This window comes from Rothia mucilaginosa (assembly GCF_001061665.1).
Taxonomy (GTDB): domain Bacteria; phylum Actinomycetota; class Actinomycetes; order Actinomycetales; family Micrococcaceae; genus Rothia; species Rothia mucilaginosa_A.
In genome coordinates, this window is record NZ_JVSP01000016.1 from 1 (window position 1) to 26,550 (window position 26,550).

Below are 26,550 nucleotides of genomic sequence, written 5' to 3' on the forward strand. Positions count from 1 at the left end.
TGGGTGCGTCGACGTAGAAGTTGACGGCTTGGTTCTTGTAGACGTTGGGGTTGTTTTCGCCGAGGCCGGTGCCGAGGTTGTAGGACTGCTTCAAAACAGGGGCCTGGATATTGGTGTTAGCGAATTGGTCCTCGATTTCTTGGAGCATTTCTTCGATAGTGGGTCCCTTGGGGGTTTCTTTGGGGTTGGTGGGGGTGAGGGTTTTAGTGTCGTTGGGTTGGCAGTATGTTGAGAACCCGGTTTTTAGGTTGTAGTTTGCAGCTTCGCCGATTGCGGGTTGTTCTAGGATGCGTATGGGTTTACCCGGACGCTGGTCCTCGGAGTAGCATTCAGCATCGCCCGCTCTGCGCGCGGCGTGGGAGGTCATATGGTAGACCTGCCCCATACCGTCAACTGTTTTAGGATGTTCTTTATCCCAGGCCTGCCGCGATGCTTCCACTGAAGTCGTGGAGGCAGTATTACCGTCTGAAATGTCTACCTGTCGAGAATGGTCAGTAGTTCTGGAACGCTTCGTGTGGTTATCTTTCGATGGGGGATTCTCCCCAGGTACTTTAATGCAATGGCCATTAGAATTTTGACTCGTACATTCAGCTGCCATTGCAATCGGAGCGCTACACGTCATATTTACTGCAAAAATAGAAGCGTACAGAATAATATTTATATTCTTAATATTCTTCATGAAGGATTTCATTTTTGCTCCACATCTTCAGAATCTACAATCTTCCAATATCCATTAGAATACGTAAACAGAAAGTAAAAAGAATCGTTTTTCGTATCCGTATTAGCATCCATTTCGAGATGCCCATCAGGATTTACATATGTAACTGTTGACCACAGGATGCGAAACTTCATTCGGTAATCTTTCTTCTGGCTATCATAAATCAGAGAACCTTCAGACTGATAAGATTCCAGCCCTCCAATAATCCATCCTCCGCGACTATAAAGAGATTCCACATATTTGTATGATTTATATTCTTCTGTTTCTTGCGCAATATATTTATAGGCATAAGAACAGTCACCGGTTTGTGTACCGTAGTTGTGGGCAACCAGCCAGTCTTCCATCATGTGAATGAGACCCTCTTCGGTTTCAGGGTACTGCGCAGGCTCGTTGCGGGGCTTCGGGACATTCTGGGCCGGGCCGTAACCGTCCGCCTTGCGGTACTCGCCATCGGGGGCTTTCGAGCCACCGGAGTAGCCTCGGGTAATGACAGGGCTCGGAGTAGCCGATGCAGAAGTAGCGTCGGATGCCGTAGCCGCCGCTGTCTCGCTCGGCGTGGCGGAAGAAGTCGAGCCTGCAGCCTCATTAGCGGCCTGCTGACCGCATGCCGCAAGCAGGCCGGTCAGGCTGAATAGTGCGCCGCCGCTCAGCAGCGCGCGGCGGGTCAAAACGGATTCAGGTCCCATTGGGTGCTCCAATCGTCGGTGATGGTGTGTATGTGCTAGTCGAGAATGTTTCTGTAGGTACGGCGACGTGCCTCGAAAGTGTTCTGGCTAGGTATTCCATGCTGTCGATGCACCGGTGCATCGCTTTGGCTCCCGAGACCACCTTACAGGATGTTTGCCATCTTTTGCAGTCTTTTGTAGTTTGTGAAGTTTAGATGTAGATATTGGAATACTTTCGCTATCAAGTAGGTCTTCGGAGTGTGTTGATTGAGAGAAGTGTTGGTTCAGAGGGTATTGGGGGAGGGGGCGAGGCAACCTCGACCTCTCAGACCTGCCAACTGCATTCGGCGCATCGCCTTACTCATAATGTGGCGGGCAACTCATGCGGCTCACGCGGGGTGTTAGGCAGTACTACACTTAAAACGAAAGTCACATCGCCGTCACTGAAGAAAAGAGTTTTTGTGCCCACCACGACCGTACATTTGACCGACCGCATCCCGCGCGTGTCTGCCGATGAGCTGCTGGCAGGTTTCCGCCCGTCAGAGCGTTTTGGAGAGGTTTCGTTCGACACCTATATCCCCGACCCGAACCAGCCTTCGCAGGCTGAAGCGGTGCAGAAGCTCAAGGATTTTGGCGACAAGATTAACGGCGGCGGCTCTGGCGGCGGCTTCTTTGGTCGACTCTTTGGCGGCAAGAAGAAGGACACCTCGAAGGCCGGCCTGTACCTTGACGGCGGTTTTGGTGTGGGTAAGACCCACCTGCTGGCTTCGCTGTGGCATTACGTGGACGGCCCGAAGGCATTCGGCACGTTCGTGGAGTACACGAACCTGGTGGGTGCGTTGACGTTCCGCAAGACGGTTGAGGCGCTGAGTGGCTACAAGCTGGTGTGCATCGACGAGTTTGAGCTGGACGACCCGGGCGATACGGTGCTCATGTCCCGCCTGATGCGTGAGCTGGCCGATGCCGGCGTGAAGCTTGTGGCGACTTCGAATACTCTGCCGGGTGCCCTGGGTGAGGGTCGCTTCGCGGCGGAGGACTTTAAGCGTGAGATTCAGGTTCTGTCCTCGCAGTTTGAGGTGCACCGCGTGGATGGTGAGGACTTCCGTCACCGTGGCCTGCCCGCCGCACCGGAGCCTGTAGCAGACGCCGAGTTTGACGCGAAGGTTGAGGAGGTGTTCGCCGGTAAGACGGTGGGCGTCGATAACTTCGCGGACCTGGTGGAGCATCTGGCGAAGGTTCACCCCTCGCGTTACCGTCAGCTGATTGACGGTCTGCAGGGTGTTGCGTGGCGTGATGTGCAGCCGATTACTGAGCAGTCGGTGGCGTTGCGTTTTGTGGTGCTGGCTGACCGCCTGTATGACAAGGACCTGCCGATTGTTTCTTCGGGTGTGCCTTTTGACAAGGTGTTTACCCCGGAGATGCTGGCCGGTGGTTACCAGAAGAAGTATTTCCGTGCGGTGTCTCGTTTGACGGCGTTGGCTCGTGAAGGCATGCTCGGCGAATCTGAGTAGCCGCCGCCTGACGCTGCGAAACCGCGCAGCGTGAACTGCGTAGGGTGAATCGCGCTGAAAAGTTTTATATGCAAAGGCCCCCGCCGGATGCTCCACGAGAGGATCCGGCGGGGGTCTTTGTTTGTCTTAGCTAGTCTTCGTTATCAAGCTTGAAGCTCTGCAGGCCTAGCTTGGTGGTGTACACCAGTTCGTAATCGCAGAGCCTGTATGAGTACACGCCTGCTTCGACCTCTTCGAAGGGCAAGATGAGCTGCCCCTCCAGCATGAATGACTTCTGCCAGTTTTCGATGCGTTCCTTTTCCAGCTGGTCGAGTGCGGCATCGAAGCGGAGCTTTCCGCCCTCGATGCGGTGGTTGGGTGCATCTGAGTATTGGTAGGGGAGTCGAATCGACGAAGCCGCAAGTTGCATGCTCTGCCAGTAAGTCGGCGGGTTATCGGCTGAAGCGTCAAAGCGGAGAGATTCAGCCTCGTCTGTGCCGTTGATGGAAGGCAAAAGCCGGTAGCTTTTAATCGCGCTCTTGGGATTGCCCGGTTGGTTCCGTTCCACAACGATTGCGATAACTTCCAGGGATGCGTCGGTGTCGCGGACCTTTGCCTCGCCGATTTGCTCGTCAGAGAATCGCCGGTCGTTGGAGTGGAGAAGGCTCTTCATGCATTTCGCCATGGTGTACTGTTCACTCCCGGGTACACAGAGCAGATAGCCTTTAGCTCGTCGCTCTGCGTGGTCTTGATTCTGCTGATAGTCCCGTTTGGCATGCTCGTAATCATTTGACCAAGCTTCCGGAATTTCACTAGACCCATTCTTCTGATAGGTCTTCTGCACCAGTGGACTGATGTCCGCAGGAATTCGAATAGGTTCACCGTCGAAGTGGGGGAGTAGCTGCGCGTAGCTGCTGAACAGAATCATCGGCTCGTAGACTGCCTTGGATCCACGCGGGAAGTCGGGTGCCTCATTGCGTGAACCGAACGTTTCAACTCCTCGTACGTAGCACACCGGCTTGCGGTATGCGGGGGTGCGTTCTGAACTGCTGCGGCTATCGTGACGGTGTAGACGTCCCATGCGCTGAAGTACCAAGTCGACCGGCGCGAAGTCGGTAACCATTACGTCAAAGTCCAGGTCAAGCGACTGTTCGATGACCTGCGTACCCACCACAATGAGGCGGTGCGGGCGCGAGGAATCCTCCCCGTCAGCTTTGCTGTAGTGTGCCTTCTTGCCGAGCTTGGAGACAAGAATTTCTTCTTGTTCGGCGCGGTGTGTGGCGGTAAAGCGAGAGTGCGTGAGGATTACGTGCTCTTCACCGAACTGTTCACTCAGGAATGCGTGCATCTCCTGGGCTCGTCCAACGGTGTTGCAGATGACTGCGGCGCATCCGTGGTCGTTAGCGAGCGATTCGAGTACGTTCAGGACGCTTTCGGGGCTGTCGTCAATGAGCTTCAGTTCGATTTCGGTTTGCTCTACGGGCTGTTCAACCTTCCATTTCTTGGGAGTTCCGTTGTCCTCGGCGGTGAGCGTGTGGATGACGGGGTAATCCAAATCAAGAGGAGAATTTTCAGTCACCGCAGGTGCTGAAGGTGCTTGAGTCTTCGTAAGATTAGCCATCATTCGAGCCATCATGTCATTATTCTTCGGTGCAGAAACAGAATCAGTTACCTTGTGCGGGTCTGCTCCAACCTTTAGGCCCTTGGCATAGCTTTCCATAAGATCATCACGAGTAGCTGACGGCAGGGTTGCCGACATGAGAATGACGGGCGCATTCACCTGACCCAGCCAGTAGAGCGCACTGGAAAGGTATTGGTTCATGTATGCGTCGTAGGCGTGAACCTCATCAATGATGATGACCTTAGACGCAAGACCGAGGTGCCGGAGCATCACATGCCGTGCTTGCAGAGCGGTCATGAGAACTTGGTCGATGGTGCACACAACGAAGCTGGAGAGGAGCCCCTTCTTGGTGCCGCTGAGCCAGCTGTGCCGAGCAAGAGACGTTCCGGGACGCAGCGTTTTTCGATTGTTTTCTTGTTTAGAGGCAGAAGACTCATCGAAAATATCTGCCTTAGAGAGCGCCTCATAGGACTTGTTGAACCGGTTTTTGGAGTGCCCCAGGAACATGGTGTGCGGCTCAAGAGGTCCGCCATGTTCTTGCGCCACATTGTTTGTCTGGTATTTCACCCATTCGATAACACGGTCAAAGAGAGCATTAGAAGTCGCCTGGGTTGGTGCCGCGAAGGCTACTCCGGTGCGACCGGTCGCCTGCGCAAGGAACTCTGCAGCGATGAGGCCAGCTTCAGTTTTACCTTGACCCATGGGCGCTTCGATGCACATCATGCCGCCGCTTTGCATGGAGCGTGCCGCTTCGACTACGACTTCCTGCATGGGGCGTAGGATTGGGTTGCTCCACCCAAAGCGGGATGCGTAGAGGTCAGCTGCAGGGGTGCCGGGGTTAGTGTCCAGCGCGGCAATCCAGCGTTGTTCAAGCCCGAGCGCCTGCCAACCGATGCGCGCTCGCTGTTCCTGTTCGGCTGAGCCGAAGGTTCCCATGGGGAAGAAATCAGGGTTTGATGCAATCCAGTCTGACATGATGACGAAACCGGTAATGCAGAACTGCACGGAGACGGGGATGGTCTGTCCGTGGTGTGCTAACTGCTGCAATGCTGAGGATGCGCCAAAACGTTCCAGAGTGATGTCGTAGAGTTCCTGCCAGGTGGCATGCCATTTGGGGGAGAGACGCTCCAAAATGACGTTGCTTAGGTCTGCTGAACTAGCGAGATATTCTGCGGGTGTGCCGTGGTGCGCGCCGGAAATGCTTGCGAGAGTTTCAGCAACTTCGCGCGGTATTCCCTCAATATTGCTGGTGAGCAGGTGAATGAGGATGCTCTGGCTGTACTTGCTGTGGGGGCATCGTAAGCCGCTAACGGGGGTTACGAGATCTTCGGGGAACTCAAAGTCCTGCTGCTCGATACGCTGACGGTACACCGCGAGGTTTTCGTCGCGTCGTGCATCGAGCTGTCCGGAGAATTCGGGGGTTGCTTTGCCCATGTCGTGGGTGGCGGCGAGCCAGCATACGAGTGCGCGTGTATCTTGCATAGAAAGGTGGAGATGTTCGCTGAATCGTTTTTGCAGACCGGGTGCGAGCCATGTATCCCAGAGCCGTGCGGCTACAGAGCCTGCATCGAACATGTGCTGAACGAGGGAGAGGCCGCGCGTGGGGGATTCCTTGTCTCCTGTTTTTGCCCAGAATGATGCCGTTTCAGGTGTTGAAAGATGCTCAGGGGTGGGTGCCATGATTCTCCTTAGACGGTAGACTAGTGCGTGCCTCGTTGCGGTGCGAGGCGTATGTTCCCCGAAGCAGACGGGGATGAGCCAGTATTTATAAAATTGGTTGATGTGGTCCCTGCGTGAGCGGGGATTCTGCTTCCATTGCGTCTGGTTTCACTCTACACCTTAAAAATATCAAAGGTATTAATAAATTGGTAGATTTACTTGACTTAACCTTCTTGGTGCTCCTATAGTGGAATTATCAAGCCACTGGAGGCCCACCAAGAGCCCCCTGACAAGGCTAAATTAATGGTCCACTCCCATTGTGGACTAGAAACCATTTTTATGACTGCTCATTCGTCACTCGACAGTGAGCTGATTTCGATGATGAAAGGAGTGAGAATGGCTAGCTTGGAAGAACCCCGCTTCAATCTTGTTGATGAAGCATGGATCCCGGTTCGACTGAAAACGGGCGAGGTTGCTGAGCTGTCACTCCATGATTTCTTCAAACGGGTGTATGAGATTGACCGAATTCAAACGGATAATCCGCTAACCGATGTTGCAATCTTGGGTGTTGCGCTCATTATCTTTGCGCGCGCCACTTTTCTTAGCGAAGGCGTTAAGACTTTTGATGGTGCGGCTCCTTGGACTCGCCAGATGCGTGAGTCCGACGCTAATAACCTGACTGCTGTTCTGGGATACCTTGAAATTTTCAAGGACCGTTTCTGGCTGGTAGGCGGTGACCGCCCCTTTATGCAGGTGCATGATTTGCACACGGCTAAGGGAGACACCAAACCCGTTAGCCGCTTGCTTTTGGACTCGGAGAGCGAGTACTTCTCGGTTCGTGCTGAAAAGACCTTGGACTCTCTGAGCTTTGCCGAGGCAGCACGCTACCTGCTGACGATTCAAGCCTGGGACTATTCCGGTATTAAATCTGGCGCAGTGGGTGACCCCCGTGTTAAGGGCGGTAAGGGCTACCCTCTGGGCGTTGGCTGGTACGGCACCACCGGTAAGGTGATTGTTCACGGTGCCAACATGATGGAAACCCTGCTGTACAGCCTCGACTATGAGCAGCTGACTGATGATGAGTCGTTTGCTCTTGACCTCCCGGTATGGGAACGTGCTGAACCTGATACCGCTGCACCCCGCGCCTATACGGGAGGGTCTGCTGCGGCTTATAAAGATGAGCCGGGTCCTGCGAGCGGCATGTGCGAGATTCTGACCTGGCAGTCACGTCGTATCCGTCTGCATCATGATGGCGAACGCGTAACTTCGGTTCTTGTTGCTAATGGCGACAAGTGGTTTGACCGTAATACCTATACTGACCCTCTGACAGGTTATCGCTACAGCAAGAATCAGTCGTCGAAGACTGAACAGGTGTGGATGCCTCAGGCTCATTCGGCTGAACGTACCTTGTGGCGTGGCGCTGATGCTCTGCTGACTCGTCTTACCCCGGAATCTGAGAAGCAGAATAAGCCTGCTCCTGTGATTCGTCAGCTGGGTTCGGGAAGGTACTTCCCGACTGATGCAGAGGTGCAGGTTCAGCTGGTAGGCGTTGAGTACGGCAACCAGAGTGCCGTGATTGAGAACATTATTTCTGACTCGATGACCATTGAGCTTTCTCTGCTGACTGATGAAGGCGTGAGCGCCTCGCAGATGGTGCGTGAAAATATTCAAGCAACCATGGACGCGGCAATTGCACTGGGACAGTTTGCGGGTAATTTGTTGCGTGCCGCAGGCAGGGAATACGAATTCCGCGCAGACGCTACCGAAGCCGTACTTAACCGTATGGAAGAGTCTTTCCGCCTCTGGCTTGCAGACCAGGGAGCTACAGAGGATATCTCCACCAAGAAGGAAGAATGGCAGCGTCTGGTGCGTACCGCCATCCAGCACGAAGCGAACATCCTTATCGATAGTGCAGGGCCCAAGGCGATGCTCGGTTTCTTCGGTAAGGACCTTTCGGGAAACGAAGTTCTTTACAGCGTTGCTCACGCAGAACGACAGCTCCATGCGCGTCTGCGTAAAATCATCCCTTTGGCTTATCAAGCCTCCACCTCTCACTCACCTCAGGAGGACACGAATGAGTGACCGTACTGCGCAGAATGACCTGCAGCAGTTTATTGCTGCAAAGGTGATGCGCCTTTACCACCAGAAGAGTAGCGGCGTTTCGTCTGCTACTGCACAGCTGGCGAAGCTTCGCCGTGGAACGGGCGAGTCGCCGTTGGCTCATCCCGAGCTTTGGGGATTCGTTCTGGAGAAGGAAGACGGTACTGAAGGTATCCCTGAAGAGTACCGTGGCAAGGGTGACCAGCCGAGTAACGCGGAGAACGCAGCATACACTGCTTTGACTCTTTTTGCCCTGCATCAGCAGTCACAGAATCAGCCCATGCATGTTGCGGGTGTTTCTTTCGGCCAGGCAGTCGGCCGTTTGGTCAGCCAGACTACTTCTTCGATGAAGAAGCGTCTTGACTCTCTGTTGACCGCGCAGACGGAGAATGCTCGCCAGCATTACCTGCGTAGCTTGATTACTCTGCTCCGTTCCGAAGGTATTGCCTTTGACTACGGCCGATTCGCCGTGGACTACATGTATCTTCTGAACCCCATGACGCGTCAGAAGGTTCTGTACCGCTGGAACCGCGACTTCTCCTACGGACTTATCCCCGTTCGCGCTGTTGCGAACAAAACCACTAAGTAACTATCACTCCTGAAAGAAGGAAAACATCATGACTATTTTCGTCGATATTCACGCCCTGCAGACCCTGCCCCCGTCGAACATTAACCGTGACGACACCGGCAGCCCTAAGTCCGCTTTCTTCGGTGGCGTTCAGCGTCAGCGTGTTTCCAGCCAGGCTTGGAAGTCCGTTATTCGCCGCGATTTTGAATCGCACCTTGACCGCTCGAAGCTGGGCGTACGTACTCGTCTGGTTGCTGACAAGGTAGTGGCGCGCATCCTGGATCTTGCACCCGAATTTGATGCTGATCAGGCTGAGAAGGCTGTCGTTGAGGCATTCAAGGCGGCAAAGATTAAGCTGGAGAAGCCGAAGAAGAAGGAAGACGAAGAAGCAGGCCGTGCTGTTTCTGGCTATTTGATTCTGCTGAGCAACCAGCAGATTGATAAGCTGGCACAGGCAATTATTGATGCTAACGGCGAGAAGCTCGTTGCTAAGGATGTTAAGGAAATCCTCGACACCAACCACAGTGTTGATATTGCTCTCTTCGGTCGTATGCTGGCAGAAGCCGCTGACTTCAATGTTGACGCCGCGTGCCAGGTAGCACACGCCCTGAGCGTTCACGGCTCTGAACCCGATTTCGATTACTACACCGCGGTGGATGACGTCGTTCGTTCTTCTGATGACGCTACCGGCGCAGGCATGATTGGCACCGTTGAGATGGCGGCAAGCACCTTCTACCGCTACGCCAACATCAACCTGGATGCACTGAACACTAACCTGGGTGATGCTTCTGCAAGCGTCGAGGCAACCCTGGCGTTTGTCCGTTCCTTCATCAACTCCATGCCTACCGGTAAGCAGAATTCTTTCGCTGCGCGTACCCTGCCTGACGCGGTTATCGTGACTGTTCGTGACGACCGCCCCATCTCCTATGTGAACGCCTTCGAGAAGGCTATTACTGAGGTTGAGGGTCGCCGTGTGGCCGCTGCTCGTGCGCTCGCATCTGAGGCTAAGAACATTGAGGAAGCGTATGGTTATGAGCCGGTCGCATCGTATGTTCTGGCTCTGGGCGACCTCAAGGAAGAACTGGCTGGTCTGGGCGAGTCTGTTTCTCTGAAGGGTCTGCTTGATTCCCTGGAGGCTCAGCTGACTGCTCTCACCTCTCAGGAGTCCTAATGCCTACCCTGCTCTTGAAGATGAGCGGGCCGTTGCAGTCATGGGGTACTCAGAGCCGTTTCCGTCGCCGTGATGCTGGTCATGAGCCGAGCAAGTCTGGCGTGATTGGAATGGTCGCTGCAGCCCTGGGGCGCTCGCGTAACGAACCGGTTGACGATTTGGCTTCGTTGAAGTTCGCGGTTCGTACGGATGCCCCGGGTACCCTGATTCGTGACTATCAGACCGCTAAGAACTGGGCTAAGAACCCGAATGGTGCGGCTTCTCTTTCGACCCGCATGTACCTTTCGGATGCTTTTTTTGTGGTGGCTCTGGAAGGTGAACGTGAACAGTTGGAGACTATCGAGTCTGCGCTGAAGAAGCCCGTATATCCTCTGTATCTTGGGCGGCGCGCATGCCCGGCTGGTTACGACCTTGTTTTGGGTATTCGTGAGGAGCCCGCCGAGGAGGCTCTGCGTTCCTTGGAATGGCAGGTGCCTGAGTATCGTCGTAAGGATTTTCCTAGCCCGGTAGCGTTGCGTATCCTGCGTGATGCGTTGCCCGGTGAGCGCGGCGATTTGGTGCGGGATATTCCGGTGAGCTTCAGCTCGGAGTACCGTCAGTACGCTGCCCGTGAGGTGGTCACTGTGGAGCCTCTGGTATTGGAGAACCCTCATGGGCGGAAGCTTCACGCTACAGCCTCCTTGAGCGAGGAAGAATCTTCCGAGAGCCCTGCCGAACCTGATTTTTTGAATGTGGTGGTGGAAGCGTGACGTATTTTTCTCGTTTCATGATTAATCCGCAGCGTCGTGGCGCGTGGAAGTTGTTGCGTAGCCCGCAGGCTATGCATGCTGCTGTGATGGCGACTTTGCCGCCGGATACGGACTATTCCGAGGGTCGCATTCTGTGGCGTTTGGATGAGTCTCAGCATGCGCCGACTTTGTATATGTTGAGTCCTGAGAAGCCTGATTTTTCGGCTCTTGTGGAGCAGGCTGGTTGGCAGACTCGCCCTGGTGAGAGCGCTCATTATGGTCGCCTGCTGGCGAAGCTGGAGAACGGCCAGGAGTGGGCTTTCCGTCTCGCCGCGAACCCGGTGAAGCGTCACACGAATAAGCAGACGGGTAAGCGAGAGGTGTTCCCGCATGTGACGGCTGAGCAGCAGCAGGCGTGGATTCGTGAGCGTGCTCCGCAGTGGGGGTTCGAAGTAATTCCCGCGGTTGAAGGTCAGGATGTTGAGGAATGCCCGATGGTTTCTTCTCGTCAGGACCTTGCGTTTGCTCGTCGTAATGCTGAAGGTAAGGTCGGTAAGGTGACTCACCGTAAGGCTCAGTTTGATGGTGCTCTTCGCATCACTGATGTTGAGCTGTTCCGTAAGTCTCTGCTCTCCGGTATGGGTAGGGGCAAGGCGTACGGTATGGGCCTTCTGACCTTGGCGCCCCTGTCCCGCTAGGTAACGCGGGTGAAGGGCGGGGGACTGTCCTGCGTGATGGTTCCCCGCCCTTCTTTATTCACTCATATTTTGTGCCGATGGTGGCACGTTGATGTTCATAGGAGAAGATCATGCAGGGGGCTGTTCCTCCGAGCTCGTCTGAGCTGTTTCGCAGTTCTGACCGTTTGAGTTTTGTGTATGTGGAGCATGCGACGATTTCCCGTGCAGATAGCGCGGTGACGTTTGTGAAGGAAGAGGGCGTGGTTCATTGTCCTGCCGCGAGCTTGAGCGCTTTGCTGTTGGGGCCGGGTACTCGTATTACTCATCAGGCGATGGCTTTGTTGGGGGAGTGCGGTACTACGGTGGTGTGGGTTGGCGAGCAGGGTGTTCGTTATTATGCGAGCGGTAAGTCTGTGGCGCGTTCTTCGCGTCTGTTGATTGCTCAGGCGAAGTTGGTGTCGAATACGCGGAGCCGTTTGGCTGTGGCGCGCATGATGTATCAGTGGCGTTTTCCTGGTGAGGATACGAGCGAGCTGACGATGCAGCAGCTGCGTGGTAGGGAAGGGGCGAGGGTGCGTTCTGTTTATAGGCAGTGGTCTGAGCGGACTGGTGTTCCGTGGGAGCGTCGTGAGTATGATCCGAATAATTTTGGTGATGGGTCGCCGATTAATCAGGCGTTGTCGGCTGCTCATGCTGCGTTGTATGGGATTGTTCATGCGGCGATTGTGTCTTTGGGGTGTGCTCCTGGGCTGGGTTTTGTGCATACGGGTCATGCTTCTTCTTTTGTGTATGACGTTGCTGATTTGTATAAGGCGGAGGTTACGATTCCTGCTGCGTTCGAGGTGGTTGCTGGCTATACGGAGGGCATGGATATTGGGTCTGTGACGCGTAGGGCGGTGCGTGACCGTATTCGTTCTGAGAAGGTGATGGAGCGGGTTGTGCGGGATATTCAGCGGCTTTTGCTGGCTGAGGAGGTTCCCGAGGAGATGCTTGATAGTACTGAGATGCTTTTGTGGGATGAATACACGGGAGGCACTGCGGCGCGTGCGAACTTTTCTGGGGATGAGTCATGATTGTGATTGTGTTGTCCGCTTGTCCGGTAAGTCTTCGTGGTGATTTGACGAAGTGGCTTTTGGAGATTAATCCTGGGGTGTTTGTGGGACGTGTGAGCGCCAGGATTCGTGAGAAGTTGTGGGCGCGTGTGCTGGAGTCGGGTGGTACTGGTCGGGCGACTATGGTGTTTCCGGCGGATAATGAGCAGCGGCTTGAGTTTCGAGTGAATAATGCGGATTGGGAGCCTGTCGATTTTGAGGGTGTGAAGCTGATTTATCGTCCGGTAGCTCGTAAAACGGTACCGAAATCTGGGTGGAGTAAGGCGAGTAGGTATCGCCGTGCTCGTCGGGGTTAGGAGTGGCTGTTTATCGTGTATCCTGGATGGGGCTCTGGCTTCAAAGTGATTCTATTTTGCTGATGTAGGGGATAAACCCCCATGTCAGCAAGTATGTTCCCCGCGCGAGCGGGGATGAGCCGTCTGCAAGGGCAGTAGGGCCAGGGGTGTTCAAATGTTCCCCGCGCGAGCGGGGATGAGCCGGAAAAGCTAGAATCTGTCGGTGTTTATGCCCGATGTTCCCCGCGCGAGCGGGGATGAGCCGTCAGCGGCGTGACATTCTCAACCCTGGGCCGCATGTTCCCCGCGCGAGCGGGGATGAGCCGGGCTCTAGCTATTCGGTTCAAGGTCAATAAGGATGTTCCCCGCGCGAGCGGGGATGAGCCTGTTACGTGTCTATTGTACTGTATGTTAGCCGTATGTTCCCCGCGCGAGCGGGGATGAGCCGGCGCAGCAGGATGCTGCCGCGGAGCTTCTGGGATGTTCCCCGCGCGAGCGGGGATGAGCCGAGTGCCGCCCGGAACGCCTGGAAGCCATGAAGATGTTCCCCGCGCGAGCGGGGATGAGCCGGAAGCGGAGGCGGCGACCGGCGCGCTGGGTGGATGTTCCCCGCGCGAGCGGGGATGAGCCGCCCTCCAGCGCCTCGTAGAGCCCCCGGTCTTCATGTTCCCCGCGCGAGCGGGGATGAGCCGAAATCGACGAACGGAACGGCTCCACGGTCGTGATGTTCCCCGCGCGAGCGGGGATGAGCCGCCACTTACCAATCTCACGCACAGAATCACCGAATGTTCCCCGCGCGAGCGGGGATGAGCCGCAATTGCTGCTGGAGGGCCAGAAATTGAACTTATGTTCCCCGCGCGAGCGGGGATGAGCCATGGTGCGGTCGGGTCTTGGTTGGGGCGGATACATGTTCCCCGCGCGAGCGGGGATGAGCCGTCGAACCGATAACCTGAACCAGGCCCATGGCCATGTTCCCCGCGCGAGCGGGGATGAGCCGACTTTAGGGGCTGGTACTACAAGGTAGGGCTAAATGTTCCCCGCGCGAGCGGGGATGAGCCGAGCTTGAGATCTTCTTTAATGAATGGAATAGCATGTTCCCCGCGCGAGCGGGGATGAGCCGACAGTAAGTCGGAAACCTTACCCCAAACCGAAATGTTCCCCGCGCGAGCGGGGATGAGCCGCGTATGACTCGACAGATTATCAAGCTCTCAAGATGTTCCCCGCGCGAGCGGGGATGAGCCGCTCTGCCACCGTGTACCGGTTCCAGTCCACGCATGTTCCCCGCGCGAGCGGGGATGAGCCGCCACGCGTCGCGGGGACACGCTTCTGCTCCAGATGTTCCCCGCGCGAGCGGGGATGAGCCGGCGACAGTGTACAACTCAATACCGGCGCTCACATGTTCCCCGCGCGAGCGGGGATGAGCCGCACAGCCCCTAACTATATTTTTGAGTTAGGGGATGTTCCCCGCGCGAGCGGGGATGAGCCGTGCAATGGCAGCTCCATTGCACGGGCCTGGATTAATGTTCCCCGCGCGAGCGGGGATGAGCCGGAAAAATCAGATGAGCATCACAGCCATCGCGGATGTTCCCCGCGCGAGCGGGGATGAGCCGCCTGAAAAGGTCCTGTACCAGCTCCCCAATGGATGTTCCCCGCGCGAGCGGGGATGAGCCGCTCCTCTCTCCATCATGCGCCCTGACCCACGAATGTTCCCCGCGCGAGCGGGGATGAGCCGGGCACTATCGACGTTATCGGCTCCGTTTTCCGATGTTCCCCGCGCGAGCGGGGATGAGCCGCAACCAGCGGAATACCGAAGAAATTCCGTCGAATGTTCCCCGCGCGAGCGGGGATGAGCCGAAGAGGGAGCTTGCTATCTTAGCCGCGCAGGAATGTTCCCCGCGCGAGCGGGGATGAGCCTAGCGACCCGTCAGCACGCGCGCCCAGCCGACAATGTTCCCCGCGCGAGCGGGGATGAGCCGCCAACGGGTCGATAGTGTCCAAAATCACGCACATGTTCCCCGCGCGAGCGGGGATGAGCCGGAAAGCATTTCCAGAGGTGTTACCGGCCCAGGATGTTCCCCGCGCGAGCGGGGATGAGCCTACAGCACGGCGTTAGTCTTGCGTCCGTCGGCAATGTTCCCCGCGCGAGCGGGGATGAGCCGGCGCCTCCACGGTAGCCGACTCAGGCGCCCACATGTTCCCCGCGCGAGCGGGGATGAGCCTAAGTTACCGACCTGCCCGCACACCCTGAACATATGTTCCCCGCGCGAGCGGGGATGAGCCGGCAAACAGCCGGACAAACCACAAACCCAAGGAATGTTCCCCGCGCGAGCGGGGATGAGCCGCCGTTCCCGTTCTTTCTCGCAAGCTTGGAGGAATGTTCCCCGCGCGAGCGGGGATGAGCCCTTGCACGACCACCTGGTGATTTCAAACCGCGTATAGTCCCCGCGCGAGCGGGGATGAGCCGGCGTCGGGGCTTCCGTCTGCCTTGTGACCCTGATGCTCCCCGTGCGAGCGGGGATGAGTCTGAGGGACGAAGCGTGCGTGCGGTGTCGTTTTGTGTTCTCCGCAGTAGCGGGGATGAGCCGAAGTGGGACGATAAGATGAAGGATATGAACGAATGTTCCCTGTGAGAGCGGGGATGAGCCGATGTTTGGCATGACTGGTACGGCGGCTTCGGAATGTTCCCCGCGCGAGCGGGGATGAGCCTTGGGCGGCCTCAAAGTCTTGGGCTGCGTCCAGATGTTCCCCGCAGTAGCGGGGATGAGTCCTATATCAAGGGCAATAATGAAAGATGCTCAACGTATTCCCCGCACTCGCGGGGCATAGGTAAGGCCCCTCGACCCGCAGCATTAAGCTACAGGTCGAGGGGCCTCCTCATGTGTTAGCGAGTAGAAAGGTCAGCACTAGAACGCTAAGGGACCCACCCCTTACGCCACCGCCGCCTCCTTGGCCGCGGTGCCGTTGCGGGTCCACAGCAGGAACGCCGCCACGCTGTTGATGATGTAGAAAATGTACTTGCCGACATTCGCGAAGTTACCCTGAGTCAGTGCCTTCACGCACTGCACGGTGTTGTACAGGGCCCAGAACTGCCACTGCATCGTCAGCTTCAACGCGTTCAGAATGTTTGCTGACAGGGAGAGGCCAAACACAACGGTCGTAATCCAGAACAGGAACGAGGTCTTGCCGCCGTAGCCAATATAGTTCGCAAGCAGTGAGAACGCGAACGAACCCGCCACAATGCCGGCGATAATCAGCCGACCCTTCGCGCCGGTCGGCGGTTCCATGGCCTTGCCACGCTCGGAGTTCTGCCACCTGCGAATCGCGAAGGTGTACACGATAAAAGTCACCGGGTAGGTGATGATCGCTGCCTTGTTACCCAGAATGTAATCAATCGTTCCAGACAGCGCCGTGTTAATAATGCCGAGCACGTTACCGATGTTCGAGAGGCGGCCGGTCAGGCGGGTGGACATCATTGAAATGCCCACGTTAATCACTGAAATAACGCCGAGGGGGATGAGGCTCGTCATCGGGCCCCAGTCAACGTACTTGGCGAGGTTGGTGTTCAGGTATCCAGACCCGATAGCGATGGCAATAACCAGTGCCACGCCGAAGAGGTCGGCGTAACGCGACTTGGCGAAGAAGATAAGTGCCTTATCCACGAAAGCTCCTTTGGGATGGGTGTGTTAGCTCGCCGTTGAGTGGTACCGCAACGGTGATAAGGTTGTAATAACTATAACTCTCGAGCCTAGAGACATGCCAAAAACACACCAAACCGGTGCTATTTGTAACGCGATTCACTTTTGAGGGGCTGTAGATTGATTCGGGGCTTGCGGGTTGAATCGGGGAGGCGGGTTGATGATTCTCACGCCCCCTAGCGTCACATAATTCGCCAAACCCTCGAATAAACTCGAACCTTAAGGTATTCTTGATAGCTGGGTCAGGAACCACGCCGGTCTCACTCACTGCGCATCCGCCCGGCACTCACCCTCCGCGTCTCACTCACGCTCAACAGGGAATCGCGTATCGGCCTCACTCACCGCACACGCTATTGCCGCGCCTCCTGCCACCCGTAGCTCACTCAACTCAAACGACAAGTGAATAGGACAATCATGCCTTTCCTCAACAATCGACTCTCACGACGATTCTTCCTGAAGGGTGCCTCCGCCGCCACCGCAGCAGGCGCCCTCGCACTGCAGGCCCAGGCTGCAAACGCAGATGAAGCCCCCAAGACCGCCGAGTCCCCGGCCGCCGCCGAGGAGACCAAGGGTCCGCGCCTCACCATCCAGCGCGCCACCATCACCGAAGACGGAATGACCGTCAGCTACACCGCGCACGGCCTGCGCGAACTCCTCACCGAAGGCACCACCCTGACCGTGCGCCACGGCTACGTGCGCGACAACTCCTTCGAAACCCTGCGCTCCTGGCCGCTCACCCCCGAATTCAACGGTGACGAAGACACCTTCAGTGGTAGCGACCAGTTCCCCATCGAACTCATTCAGCCCGAGGGTGTGGACCACGCCCTGCAGCTGGATATCTGCACCGACCCCTGGGGGCAGGAAATCGCCCACCAGGTCGCCGCACGCATCCCCGTGGTCGAAACCAAGATCCTGAAGACCTCCTTTGAAGACGTGCCCGGCAACCACCCCTACGCCGACGACATTCGCGTGGCCAACCAGAAGAAGTGGCTGCTGCCCAACCCGCAGACCGGCGCCTTCGAGCCGGACCGCGCCGTCACCCGCGAAGAGGTCATCGCCCTGCTCAACCGTGCGGCGGGTCGTCCCGGCGTGAGCGAGAACTCGGAAGTCGCACCCTACGCGGATGCGGTAGACCGCCCCGCCGCGAACGCCCTGCACTGGGCGCGCGACCGCAAGATTGCTGAACCGATCGCTAGCGGCGAGCGCATCGACCCGACTGCCCCGATCTCGCACGAGGAGCTGGCGGCGGTGCTGTACCAGTACAACACCGAGGTGCAGCTCTCCGAGCTGGAGGATGCCTTGGGCTCCCGTTTCCGCGATGTGCTGGGTGCGGGTCCGCTGCACCGTTACGTTGCGTGGGCTGGCGCGAACGATATCGTGCTGGACTCTTCGGGTGAGTTCAAGCCGACCGCCCCGACGACCCGCGCGGAGCTGGCTCGCTTCATTCGCCGCTACAAGCTGCAGAACTTGCTGTTCCCCGATTTCTCGTATGTCTCCTAATTTTTAGCTATCCCTGGCGTTGCGCGCTGGGTAGCGTGAAACCCCCGTCTTCTGGCTTTTGCTGGAGGCGGGGGTTTTGTTGTGCGGGTTTAGCGACAGGCTGTGCCTGGCACGTGAAATTTTTGCGTCATATATACCTGAAATCTTGCAAAAACCTAGGAGCTAAGTAAGTATTACCTAGAAGGTAAATTAATGATTGCCTTACTTAATACTGTGTGAAGGCTAGTTCACTCCTTGTGGGTGCACGAAACACCCGCCGCATAAGGCAGAAAAACACGGCGCCTCACCGCCCCTCAAACAGGGGAGAGGCACCCCTTCACACGCCACCCACACGATAAAGGACATACATATGAACCTCGCATCGAGCAAGGTATTCAAGGGCCTCGCCGTTGGCTCGCTGGCACTGGCAATCTCGGGCGTTGCCACCATCCCCGCATCGTTCGCTGCGGACCCCGCCCCGGCGGCAAGCCAGAGCAGCGACGCTCGCACCATTGCAGACAAGGCCATGGCGAAGATTACCCAGGGCCTGCCCGGTCAGTTCCAGGTCGCTTACTCCAAGAAGACCAACAAGATTTGGGTTGCGGGCACCGCGGACCGCGACAAGCACGTCTCCACCATCGCCCGCATTGACGCGAACTCCCTGAAGATTGAGGCCGTCGCCGAGCTGCCTATCGTCAAGAACGACAAGGGCTACCAGTACGATGCGGCCTACGGCATCACCGTTGACGACGTGGACGGCACCGTATGGGTCACCAACACCACCGACAACTCCATTTCCGTGTATGACCAGGAAACCCTGCAGCAGACCTGGACCACCGCCGGTATTGCAGAGACCGATCCGAACTGGATTGAGCACCCCCGTTCTGTGCTCGTCGACCACGAGTCCGGTAAGGCGTTCGTCACCGGCCGCTTCTTCGTCTCCGCTATCGACCTGAAGACCAAGCAGGTTGAGAAGATCCAGCTCGAGGGCGCACCCGACGGCGGCACCCGCTACATCAGCATGAACATCCTGGTTGACGGAGGTAAGCTGTACGTTCCCGAGCGTACCGGCGGTAAGATTTTCGTCGTCGACACCAAGACCTTCAAGGTGGAAAGCACCTTCGACACCAAGGGTAACGCTGAGGGTGAGGTTCGCCCCTCCGACATCGCGATTGACCACTCCCAGAACGAAATCTACGTCTCCTCCCAGGGCGTGAAGGGTGTGAACTCCGGCGTGTCCATCTACGATGCGACCACCCACGAGTTCAAGAAGTTCATCCCGGTCGGCACCCAGGCACTCGCACTGGACAACGACGAGGCGAACGACCTGGTGTATGTCTCTGACTTTGGCACCGGCAAGGTCGGCGTGATTGACGGCGGCGCAGCAGACAAGCTGATCGCCGAGGTCGCCATGAACGGCGGCAAGGCAAACGACCTGGTTGTGCTGCCCAACGGCTCCGTGGTCGCTGTGGACAAGCAGGCTGGCGCAACCGCAACCGTGCCCTACGTGCTCGATGGCACCACCGGCACCGTCAGCACCTCGGACAAGGTCACCAGCAAGCCTTCTAAGGACAAGCAGGGCAACGAGGTTCCCGCCAAGACCTCCGAGATTCAGGCGAACTCCATCCTGAAGTTCAAGGTCACCGCAACCGCGGGCGACAACTCCGAGGTCAAGCAGGTCACCCCCGAAACCCGCGAGTTCCAGGGCTACCCGGCAACCGCCACCAAGACCACCAAGGCAACCGACACCACCACCCCCTCCACCGAGGCACACCGCACCGTGGATGCATCCGGTAGCGTCGCAAATATCATTCAGGGCCTGCCCGGTCAGTTCCAGGTTGGCTACTCCAAGAAGAACCACAAGCTCTTCGTGCCCACCGTGGGTGCGCGAGGCAATCTTGCTTCCTCCCTGGCACGCGTGGATGCAGACACCCTGCAGACCGAGGCCTTCGCCGAGCTGCCCGTCAAGCAGAACGACAAGGGCCAGTACGGCTACACCTCTGCGTACGGCGTGACCGTCGATGACGTGGACGGCACCGTCTGGGTCACCAACACCACCGACAACTCCGTGGCAGTGTACGATCAGCAGACCCTCAAGCTCATCTGGACCAACGAGGGCGTGAAGGAGGGCGACCCGAACTGGATTGAGCACCCCCGTTCTGTGCTCGTCGACCACGAGTCCGGTAAAGCGTTCGTGACCGGCCGCTTCTTCGTCTCCGCAATCGACCTGAAGACCAAGCAGGTTGAAAAGATTCAGCTCGAGGGCGCGCCTGATAATGGCACCCGCTACATCAGCATGAACCTGTTCCTGGACGGCGGCAAGCTGTACGTTCCCGAGCGTACCGGCGGTAAGCTCTTCGTCGTGGACGCCAAGACCTTCAAGGTTGAGAAGACCATCCAGACTCAGGGTGAGGACTCCACGGTTGAGGTTCGCCCCTCCGACGTTGCAGTGGACCGTTCCCTGGGCGAAATCTACGTCTCCTCCCAGGGCGTGAAGGGCGTCAATTCCGGTATTTCCGTGTACGACCTGCGCACCGGCGAGTTCAAGAAGTTCGTCAAGTTCGGCACCCAGGCGCTCGCCCTGGAGCACGATGAGGATAGCGACCTGGTGTACGTGACCGACTTCGGCACCGGTAAGGTGGCGGTCTTCGATGGCCGCGCCGACGAGGTGATTGGCGAGGTCGAGATGAACGGCGCCGCCGCGAACGACGTGACCCTGCTCAAGGACGGCTCCGTGCTGGTCCTCGACAAGAAGGACCGCGACGATAAGGTCACCCTGCCCTACGTGCTCAACGGCACCACCGGAGAGATTAGCACCGCCAGCGAGTACACCACCCTGCCCGGCAAGGATCGCCAGGGTAACGACGTGCCCGCATCGGTTCAGCAGCTGAAGGCCAACTCGATTCTGAAGTTCAAGGTTGGTCTGAAGGACACCGACGAGAGCGTGGCTCCCGTGACCCTCACCCCGACCGCCCTGCAGTTCGCGGGCTACCCGACGGTGACCGGTGTGAAGGCCGATGAGTCGAAGCCGACTGACCCGAAGTCTGAGGACGCTAAGAAGGACAACTCTTCGACCCCCGCTCCCTCGCAGTCGGCCGATTCGGTCACCGACGCGAAGGATACTGCGAAGTCCGATGCAAAGACCGATAGCAAGAGCGGTTCTCGGGACGAGCTGAACCCCTCCAAGGATGGCGTGAAGGCCGACCTTTCCGGTTCCTCGCAGGCTCAGCGCGAGGGTGGCTCCTCGAAGGGTGCTCTGGCCAGCACCGGTGCGAACGGCGTGGCCGGCCTGCTGGCCGTGGGTTCGGTTGCCCTGCTGGGTGGCGCAGCCATCCTGGTTCGCCGTCGCAAGGCCTAAGCTGTAACCGCCGACTTGCCATAAGGAGGCGGTGAATAGCAGCGGTTAGCGACCGTTCCGAGCTGCTGCGTGAGGCGGGCTCCCGGCCCCGCCGCAATCGTCGAGATTGCGGCGGGGGAGGGGCCCGCCTTTTGCGTGCTATTGGGTGCGTTCGCACGAACGGAAAAGTGATGTCGTTGAGGGAAGAATAGTGCATCGGAATAATGTACCGGGTGAAGCAAATTTTTACATTAATGTGTAAATATAAGAGCTAATGAATATCAGGCTGACCAGGGTTTTTGCCTCCCGGGGAAGGTAAATCTCCCTCTAAGGGTTCAACGTTCACGTGATGCTCAAGGTAAATTCGCGGGATGCGCCCAAAAATATTGAACACACCCTCGACATAGCTTGTATTTTCCTGGGAAAACACTGAGGATAAGAGGGTAGGTAAATTTATGCATTACTTGCGCTTCTGCTCCCGCTGTCGTTGAGCGTGTCACCGCACGCTCACGAGGTGTCTCGTTAGCACCTCGACGCGGCAGTGGAGTACTTCCGTTACATCTCTACAAGGACACACATTGAACCTCACTCCTCCTTCGGGTAAGGCGCTGAAGGGTATCGTTGCTGGCTCCCTCGCGCTCGCCATTTCCGGCGCGTCCATGATTCCTGCCTCCTTCGCAGCGCAGAACACCGCGCAACCGACCACGACCCAGTCCGCTTCCTCCTCCGACGCAGAAAGCACTGAAAGCCGCGTCGTGGATGTCTCCGCATCCACCGCCCAGATTACTCAGGGCCTGCCCGGTCAGTACCAGGTGGCCTACTCGCAGGCGCACCACAAGATCTGGATGGTTGGCGTGGGTGGCAGTAGCAACCTGGCCTCCACCATCGCGCGTGTCGATGCAGACACCATGAAGATTGAAGAAGTAGCGGTCCTTCCCTTCGAATATGACGCAAACGGCCAGTTCGGCTACGTTTCTGCGTACGGTATTACCGTCGATGATGCCAACGGTACCGTGTGGGTCACCAACACGACCGACAACTCCCTCTCCGTGTTCGACCAGGAGACCATGGAGCAGATCTGGACCAGTCACGGCATGTCCCAGGCCGATCCGAACTGGATTGAGCACCCCCGCGAGGTTCGCGTGGATAACGCATCGGGCAAGGTGTTCGTGACCGGCCGCTACTACGTCTCGGCTATCGACATGAAAACCTTCGAGGTCACCAAGATTCAGCTGCAGGGTGCACCCGACGGCGGCACCCGCTACATCGGCATGAACGTGGCTATCGACGGCGACAAGCTGTATGTGCCCGAGCGCACCAGCGGCAAGCTCTTCGTGATTAACACCAAGACCCTGAAGACCGAGCAGGTCATCCAGACCCGGGGCGAGGACTCTTCGGTTGAGGTTCGCCCCTCCGATGTGTCCATCGATCACTCCCAGAATGAAATCTACGTATCCTCTCAGGGTGTGAAGGGCGTTAACTCCGGCATCTCGGTGTACGACCTGAAGACCGGTGCGTTCAAGAAGTTCGTCAAGTTCGGCACCCAGGCCCTGGCCATGGTCAACGATGAAGAGCGCGACCTCGTGTACGTCTCCGATTTCGGCACCGGTAAGATTGCCATCTTTGATGCCAAGACCGACCGCGTGATTGGCGAGGTCGAGATGAACGGCGGCAAGGCTAACGACCTGACCCTCGCCGACGACGGCTCCGTTGTGGCCGTGGACAAGCAGGACATTGAGGGTGCAACCGCCTCCGTGCCTTACGTTCTCGACCCGAAGACCGGCGACGGTTCGACCACCGACAACTACATGTCCAAGGCTCGGGTTGGCCGCGATGGCAAGACCATCCCCTCCACCCGCGAGGTTCTCAAGCCGAACTCCATCATGAAGTTCCACATCGAGCTTGCCGACGGCGAATTCACCTCGCCCGCAACGATTGTTCCTTCCAAGCTGGCCTTCCAGGGTTACCCGAAGGAAGCGCTGCCCGTGATTATCGGCCCCACCCTGAACTTCGCGGAGGGCACGATTGACATCACTCGCCCCTACACCTTCCACGTCACCGGCGCTGATTTTGATAAGCCCCCGGCCGAGGGTATTCGCCTCTTCCTGGTTAAGGACGGCGAGTGGCTTCCCGGCAACGACAAGCTGACCGACAGCGAGCTGCAGAACATCCAGAAGATCTCCACGGTTATTCCGGCCAGCGACTTCGTGTACAACGAGAAGACCGGTAAGTACTCCTTCAGCGGCACCCTGCGCGTACCGGCAAACACCTTGAAGTACGGCCAGGGCTACCTGCTCGGCACCGTGACTGCCGGTTCCGACGTTGCCATGAATCGCGACTACGATTCGGCTCGTGCGCTGATTGTTAACGACGTTCAGGAAGACGCGGATAAGGCTGATAACCGCGCCACCTCGGATGACTCGAGCAAGCCGAGCCAGCCTGCAGAGTCGCCTGCCGCCCAGCAGCAGGATAACGCTCAGTCCAAGACTGCTGACTCGAACGCCCCTGCCGCACAGGAGCAGATGGGTTCCACCGTGAAGACTCCCGCGAAGAAGAGCTCTTCGTCGCAGCCGGCCTCGAACTCTTCTTCCTCGTCTCAGTCCTCCTCTCAGTCAAAGGGCTCTAACGCTCAGGTAAATGCCTCCGCGACGAAGTCCTCGACCCAGAGCGGTTCGCTGGCTAAGACCGGCGCACAGAGCGTTCTGAGCCTGGCTGCCGTGGGCGCTTTCGTCCTGATTGCCGGCGCCACCCTGGTGGTGCTGCGTCGCCGTAAGTCCTAGCCTGTAACGGTATCTGACCGGTTCTTATCGGTCCTTCCGGATGCGCCCCGTACCGAGTGTGCGGGGCGCATCTGTATGGGGGCGCTGATGCGGGTTGGGGAAGCGGTCGGCAATATCTGTTGTGACGGCAGAAACCAACATTGGATAATGTGTGACATTTCACTTAATTTCGATTTGGTCGTTTCATAGAATCTCTGTATAGTAGTATGTGTTGTCAGGGAGACCTGATAAAAGAGATGTAAATCTCACGGCCCCATCGTATAGCGGCCTAGTACTCCGCCCTCTCACGGCGGCAACACCGGTTCAAATCCGGTTGGGGTCACCACTAGGAAAGAAGCTCTTCATCTTCGGATGAAGGGCTTCTTTGTTTATATCTGTATTCGTTAGAACTCTCTGGCTTTGCGGTGCCGCCGTGAGCCTCTCAAAGACTAAAAGCGAGAAGCCACATGTGTTTCGAAAAGCAACAAACATGGTGGCTTCTCGAAACACATGTGGCTTCTCAGCGGTATAGGGCGTAGAAACTTTACTGCGCCTGTTGAATCTACTGCGCCGAGGCCTCAGCAGAAGCGGTAGTAGCCTCCGCAGAAGCGCTCGGGCTCACCGAAGCAGCCGGCGAAGGCGAAGCGGTACCGGGAGTACGGCGCACCATACGCCAGGTGCCGTCCTGGTAATGAGCCACAACCTGGCCGGCCACCGGCTTACCCTGGTACTTGAACACATCAGCCAGGGTCTGGGTGCGGTCGTTGGTCTTGCTGTACACGCCAGCACCCTCGGCGGTATCAATCGTCATCTCGGTAGCCCAGGTGTAGTAACCGGTGCGAGTGTCCTTCGTGGGGCGATCCGCGGTCAGTGAGAAGACCAGAGGGCGCTCCGAACCAACCACCCAGCCGCTATCAGAGGCGTACATGCTCTGGAATAGCTCGGCCACCGTGGTGTAGTCACCCGTGTGGTCAATGTTCGTGAAGCGGGCACCGTCGCCGGTGAGCAACAGGTAGTTCAGGGTGGCCTGCCAGTACGCAATGAACGCGTGCAGGCCCTCAACGCTGTTCTCACGCAGCTTCGCGGGCTCCAGGGGAACCGGAACGTTCTGAGCCTTGTGCTCCTTCGTACCGGCCTCAAAGGTACCGGTCGAGGAGTAATCGGCCAGAACGACCTCGCCCTTCAGGCTGGGTCCGGGCTCAACGGTGGTCGTCGCCTCCGGAGCGGGAGCGACGGAGGCGGAAGGAGTCGTGCTTGCGCTCGAAGATGCGGTAGTCGCACTCGGCGAGGAAGACGACTCGGAAGAGTTAGAAGAGCAAGCGGCCAGCAGGGTAGCGGCCCCCATACCCAACGCAGTTAGCGCGGTACGGCGGGTGTACAGAGTAGACATAAGAATCTTTCTGAGTAATGTACGTGCATGAACAGTTAAAACCAGAATATCGCAGGCTGGTTCTCAACCCAATATGAAGATCCGATAGTGCAAAAAATGCGGCGGATGCTCGCACACTAGGCGCTAAAGCATCCGCCGATAGAGGTGCACCGTCGGGAGGCTGACTAGACGTTGAGTCCGCCGCTCTTCCCACTGCCGCTCTTCGGGCTCTTGGAACTGGGGGAGGGGGAACTGCTGGAGCTTCCGGAGCTACCGCTGTCGTCGTCGCTCGTATCTTTGGTGATAACGGTCCAGCCGCCAGACCTGTAGGTCATATCGATGTAGATGTCGTGGCTCTCCGCGGTAAAGGCGGTGTTGGAGCCCCTACCCTGCAGATAAATCTTCAGATTCTGATCGAGAAGCAAACGACCATTCCAACGGTATCGCGGGTTAGAGCCCGAGGACTTCTGGGTAGGAGTATCGGTGGAAAGCGAGATGCCCATCGGAGCATCAGAACCGTACATCCAACCGGACTTGTCCTGGTACATGGTGGAGAAACGCTGGAAAATCTCCACATAATCCTGATCGGACTTGCTCAGCGGTTCGGAGTCGCCGGTAAGCAACAAATAATTAATCGACGAAATCCAGTAGCCGAGGAAAGAGTAGATACCATCGACCGACGGGTCGTGCATGTTGCTCGGGGGGAGGGGCTTCGGCACGTTCTTGGCCTTTTCGGTTTCGGTGGCCGGAACGTAGGTGCCGTTCTTCTCGTAGTTATCGAACTTCAGGGGACCCTTGTAGGACTTACCCGAAGAAGCCGAAGCGGATGCCTTCGAAGAAGCAGACGCACTAGACGAGGAAGCCGCCGACGGAGACGAAGAAGACGAGCCCGAGGCAGAGGAATCAGCTAGGGGGCGTACCTTCGGAGCGCAGGCGCTCAGCGCGACGGTAGCCGTAGCGCCGGTGATAAATAGCGCGGTGCGTCGGGTAACGGGGGCGGAAGAAGGGCCGGTCATCGTAGCCTTTCGAAGTTTGTAGATTATCGGAAGTTGAGTGAGCCACCGCTCCTATCATACCTGTCCTTGCTGAAGGCCCCGTCATCGTGCGTCATGTATGAAATACGCCGC

At 57.4% G+C, this 26,550-nt stretch carries 16 protein-coding genes, 1 tRNA gene, 1 pseudogene and 1 CRISPR repeat array; of the genes and pseudogenes, 12 read left to right on the top strand and 6 right to left on the bottom strand.

Going from position 1 to position 26,550, the window contains the following annotated elements; translation table 11 throughout:
- Together ADJ95_RS09315 and ADJ95_RS07665 are read right to left on the bottom strand one after the other, a co-directional pair.
- Nucleotides 1–679: pseudogene (locus ADJ95_RS09315) on the bottom strand (hypothetical protein); the annotation flags it as partial.
- 8 nt (nucleotides 680–687) lie between these two features.
- Nucleotides 688–1,404, bottom strand: a complete 717-nt coding sequence (locus tag ADJ95_RS07665) for a DUF6318 family protein (protein WP_049334051.1) — start codon at nucleotides 1,402–1,404, stop codon at nucleotides 688–690.
- Nucleotides 1,405–1,844: 440 nt separating this feature from the next.
- Between ADJ95_RS07665 and zapE the strand changes: the two genes are divergently transcribed.
- The gene (zapE, locus tag ADJ95_RS07670; RefSeq protein WP_049334052.1) at nucleotides 1,845–2,894 is read left to right on the top strand and encodes a cell division protein ZapE; all 1,050 of its coding nucleotides are present in this window, start codon (nucleotides 1,845–1,847) and stop codon (nucleotides 2,892–2,894) included.
- A gap of 130 nt (nucleotides 2,895–3,024) precedes the next feature.
- Here the strand turns inward: zapE and ADJ95_RS07675 are convergent, their stop codons facing one another.
- Nucleotides 3,025–6,174 carry a CRISPR-associated helicase/endonuclease Cas3 gene (locus tag ADJ95_RS07675; protein ID WP_049334053.1) on the bottom strand — a complete coding sequence of 1,050 codons (3,150 nt, stop codon included), beginning with the start codon at nucleotides 6,172–6,174 and terminating at the stop codon, nucleotides 3,025–3,027.
- A 318-nt stretch (nucleotides 6,175–6,492) separates the two neighbouring features.
- Between ADJ95_RS07675 and casA the strand changes: the two genes are divergently transcribed.
- The 7 genes from casA (at nucleotide 6,493) to cas2e (ending at nucleotide 12,805) form a co-directional block, all read left to right on the top strand.
- A complete protein-coding gene (gene casA / locus ADJ95_RS07680) occupies nucleotides 6,493–8,235 on the top strand; it encodes a type I-E CRISPR-associated protein Cse1/CasA (protein WP_239662821.1) in 1,743 nt (580 codons plus the stop codon).
- Nucleotides 8,228–8,842, top strand: a complete 615-nt coding sequence (gene casB / locus ADJ95_RS08990; protein WP_053088821.1) for a type I-E CRISPR-associated protein Cse2/CasB — start codon at nucleotides 8,228–8,230, stop codon at nucleotides 8,840–8,842. The genes casA and casB overlap by 8 nt, the downstream gene beginning before the upstream one ends.
- Nucleotides 8,843–8,870: 28 nt before the next feature.
- The gene (gene cas7e, locus ADJ95_RS07690) at nucleotides 8,871–9,992 is read left to right on the top strand and encodes a type I-E CRISPR-associated protein Cas7/Cse4/CasC (protein ID WP_049334055.1); all 1,122 of its coding nucleotides are present in this window, start codon (nucleotides 8,871–8,873) and stop codon (nucleotides 9,990–9,992) included.
- Complete coding sequence (gene cas5e, locus ADJ95_RS07695; protein ID WP_049334056.1) at nucleotides 9,992–10,741, top strand: type I-E CRISPR-associated protein Cas5/CasD; 750 nt, start codon at nucleotides 9,992–9,994, stop codon at nucleotides 10,739–10,741. The genes cas7e and cas5e overlap by 1 nt, the downstream gene beginning before the upstream one ends.
- Nucleotides 10,738–11,418, top strand: a complete 681-nt coding sequence (gene cas6e, locus ADJ95_RS07700) for a type I-E CRISPR-associated protein Cas6/Cse3/CasE (protein ID WP_049334057.1) — start codon at nucleotides 10,738–10,740, stop codon at nucleotides 11,416–11,418. Before cas5e ends, cas6e begins: the two co-directional genes overlap by 4 nt.
- A 110-nt stretch (nucleotides 11,419–11,528) precedes the next feature.
- A complete protein-coding gene (cas1e, locus tag ADJ95_RS07705) occupies nucleotides 11,529–12,470 on the top strand; it encodes a type I-E CRISPR-associated endonuclease Cas1e (protein WP_049334058.1) in 942 nt (313 codons plus the stop codon).
- The gene (gene cas2e, locus ADJ95_RS09165) at nucleotides 12,467–12,805 is read left to right on the top strand and encodes a type I-E CRISPR-associated endoribonuclease Cas2e (protein ID WP_080974972.1); all 339 of its coding nucleotides are present in this window, start codon (nucleotides 12,467–12,469) and stop codon (nucleotides 12,803–12,805) included. The genes cas1e and cas2e overlap by 4 nt, the downstream gene beginning before the upstream one ends.
- 93 nt (nucleotides 12,806–12,898) lie before the next feature.
- Nucleotides 12,899–15,552: direct repeats of the CRISPR family, unit length 29 nt; unit sequence ATGTTCCCCGCGCGAGCGGGGATGAGCCG.
- Between the two features lie 159 nt (nucleotides 15,553–15,711).
- Here the strand turns inward: cas2e and ADJ95_RS07710 are convergent.
- Nucleotides 15,712–16,443 carry a nicotinamide mononucleotide transporter family protein gene (locus ADJ95_RS07710; RefSeq protein WP_049334059.1) on the bottom strand — a complete coding sequence of 244 codons (732 nt, stop codon included), beginning with the start codon at nucleotides 16,441–16,443 and terminating at the stop codon, nucleotides 15,712–15,714.
- A gap of 450 nt (nucleotides 16,444–16,893) precedes the next feature.
- Between ADJ95_RS07710 and ADJ95_RS07715 the strand changes: the two genes are divergently transcribed.
- The 4 genes from ADJ95_RS07715 to ADJ95_RS07730 all read left to right on the top strand — a co-directional run bounded on the left by ADJ95_RS07715 (nucleotide 16,894) and on the right by ADJ95_RS07730 (nucleotide 24,400).
- Entirely contained in the window at nucleotides 16,894–17,979 is a 1,086-nt protein-coding gene (locus ADJ95_RS07715) for an S-layer homology domain-containing protein (RefSeq protein ID WP_049334060.1), read from the top strand.
- A gap of 349 nt (nucleotides 17,980–18,328) precedes the next feature.
- Nucleotides 18,329–21,316, top strand: a complete 2,988-nt coding sequence (locus ADJ95_RS07720; protein WP_049334061.1) for a DUF5074 domain-containing protein — start codon at nucleotides 18,329–18,331, stop codon at nucleotides 21,314–21,316.
- 557 nt (nucleotides 21,317–21,873) lie between these two features.
- On the top strand, nucleotides 21,874–24,075 hold the full coding sequence (locus tag ADJ95_RS07725) for an LPXTG cell wall anchor domain-containing protein (protein WP_049334062.1): 2,202 nt from the start codon (nucleotides 21,874–21,876) through the stop codon (nucleotides 24,073–24,075).
- A 249-nt stretch (nucleotides 24,076–24,324) separates the two neighbouring features.
- Nucleotides 24,325–24,400 (top strand) — tRNA-Glu (locus ADJ95_RS07730).
- 216 nt (nucleotides 24,401–24,616) lie between these two features.
- On the opposite strand, the gene ADJ95_RS07735 is transcribed toward ADJ95_RS07730, so the two are convergent.
- Both ADJ95_RS07735 and ADJ95_RS07740 read right to left on the bottom strand, forming a co-directional pair.
- Nucleotides 24,617–25,444 (bottom strand): DUF6318 family protein, encoded by an 828-nt coding sequence (locus ADJ95_RS07735; RefSeq protein WP_049334063.1) that lies wholly within the window; start codon nucleotides 25,442–25,444, stop codon nucleotides 24,617–24,619.
- A gap of 164 nt (nucleotides 25,445–25,608) precedes the next feature.
- Complete coding sequence (locus ADJ95_RS07740) at nucleotides 25,609–26,439, bottom strand: DUF6318 family protein (protein WP_049334064.1); 831 nt, start codon at nucleotides 26,437–26,439, stop codon at nucleotides 25,609–25,611.
- Nucleotides 26,440–26,550 lie beyond the last annotated feature (111 nt).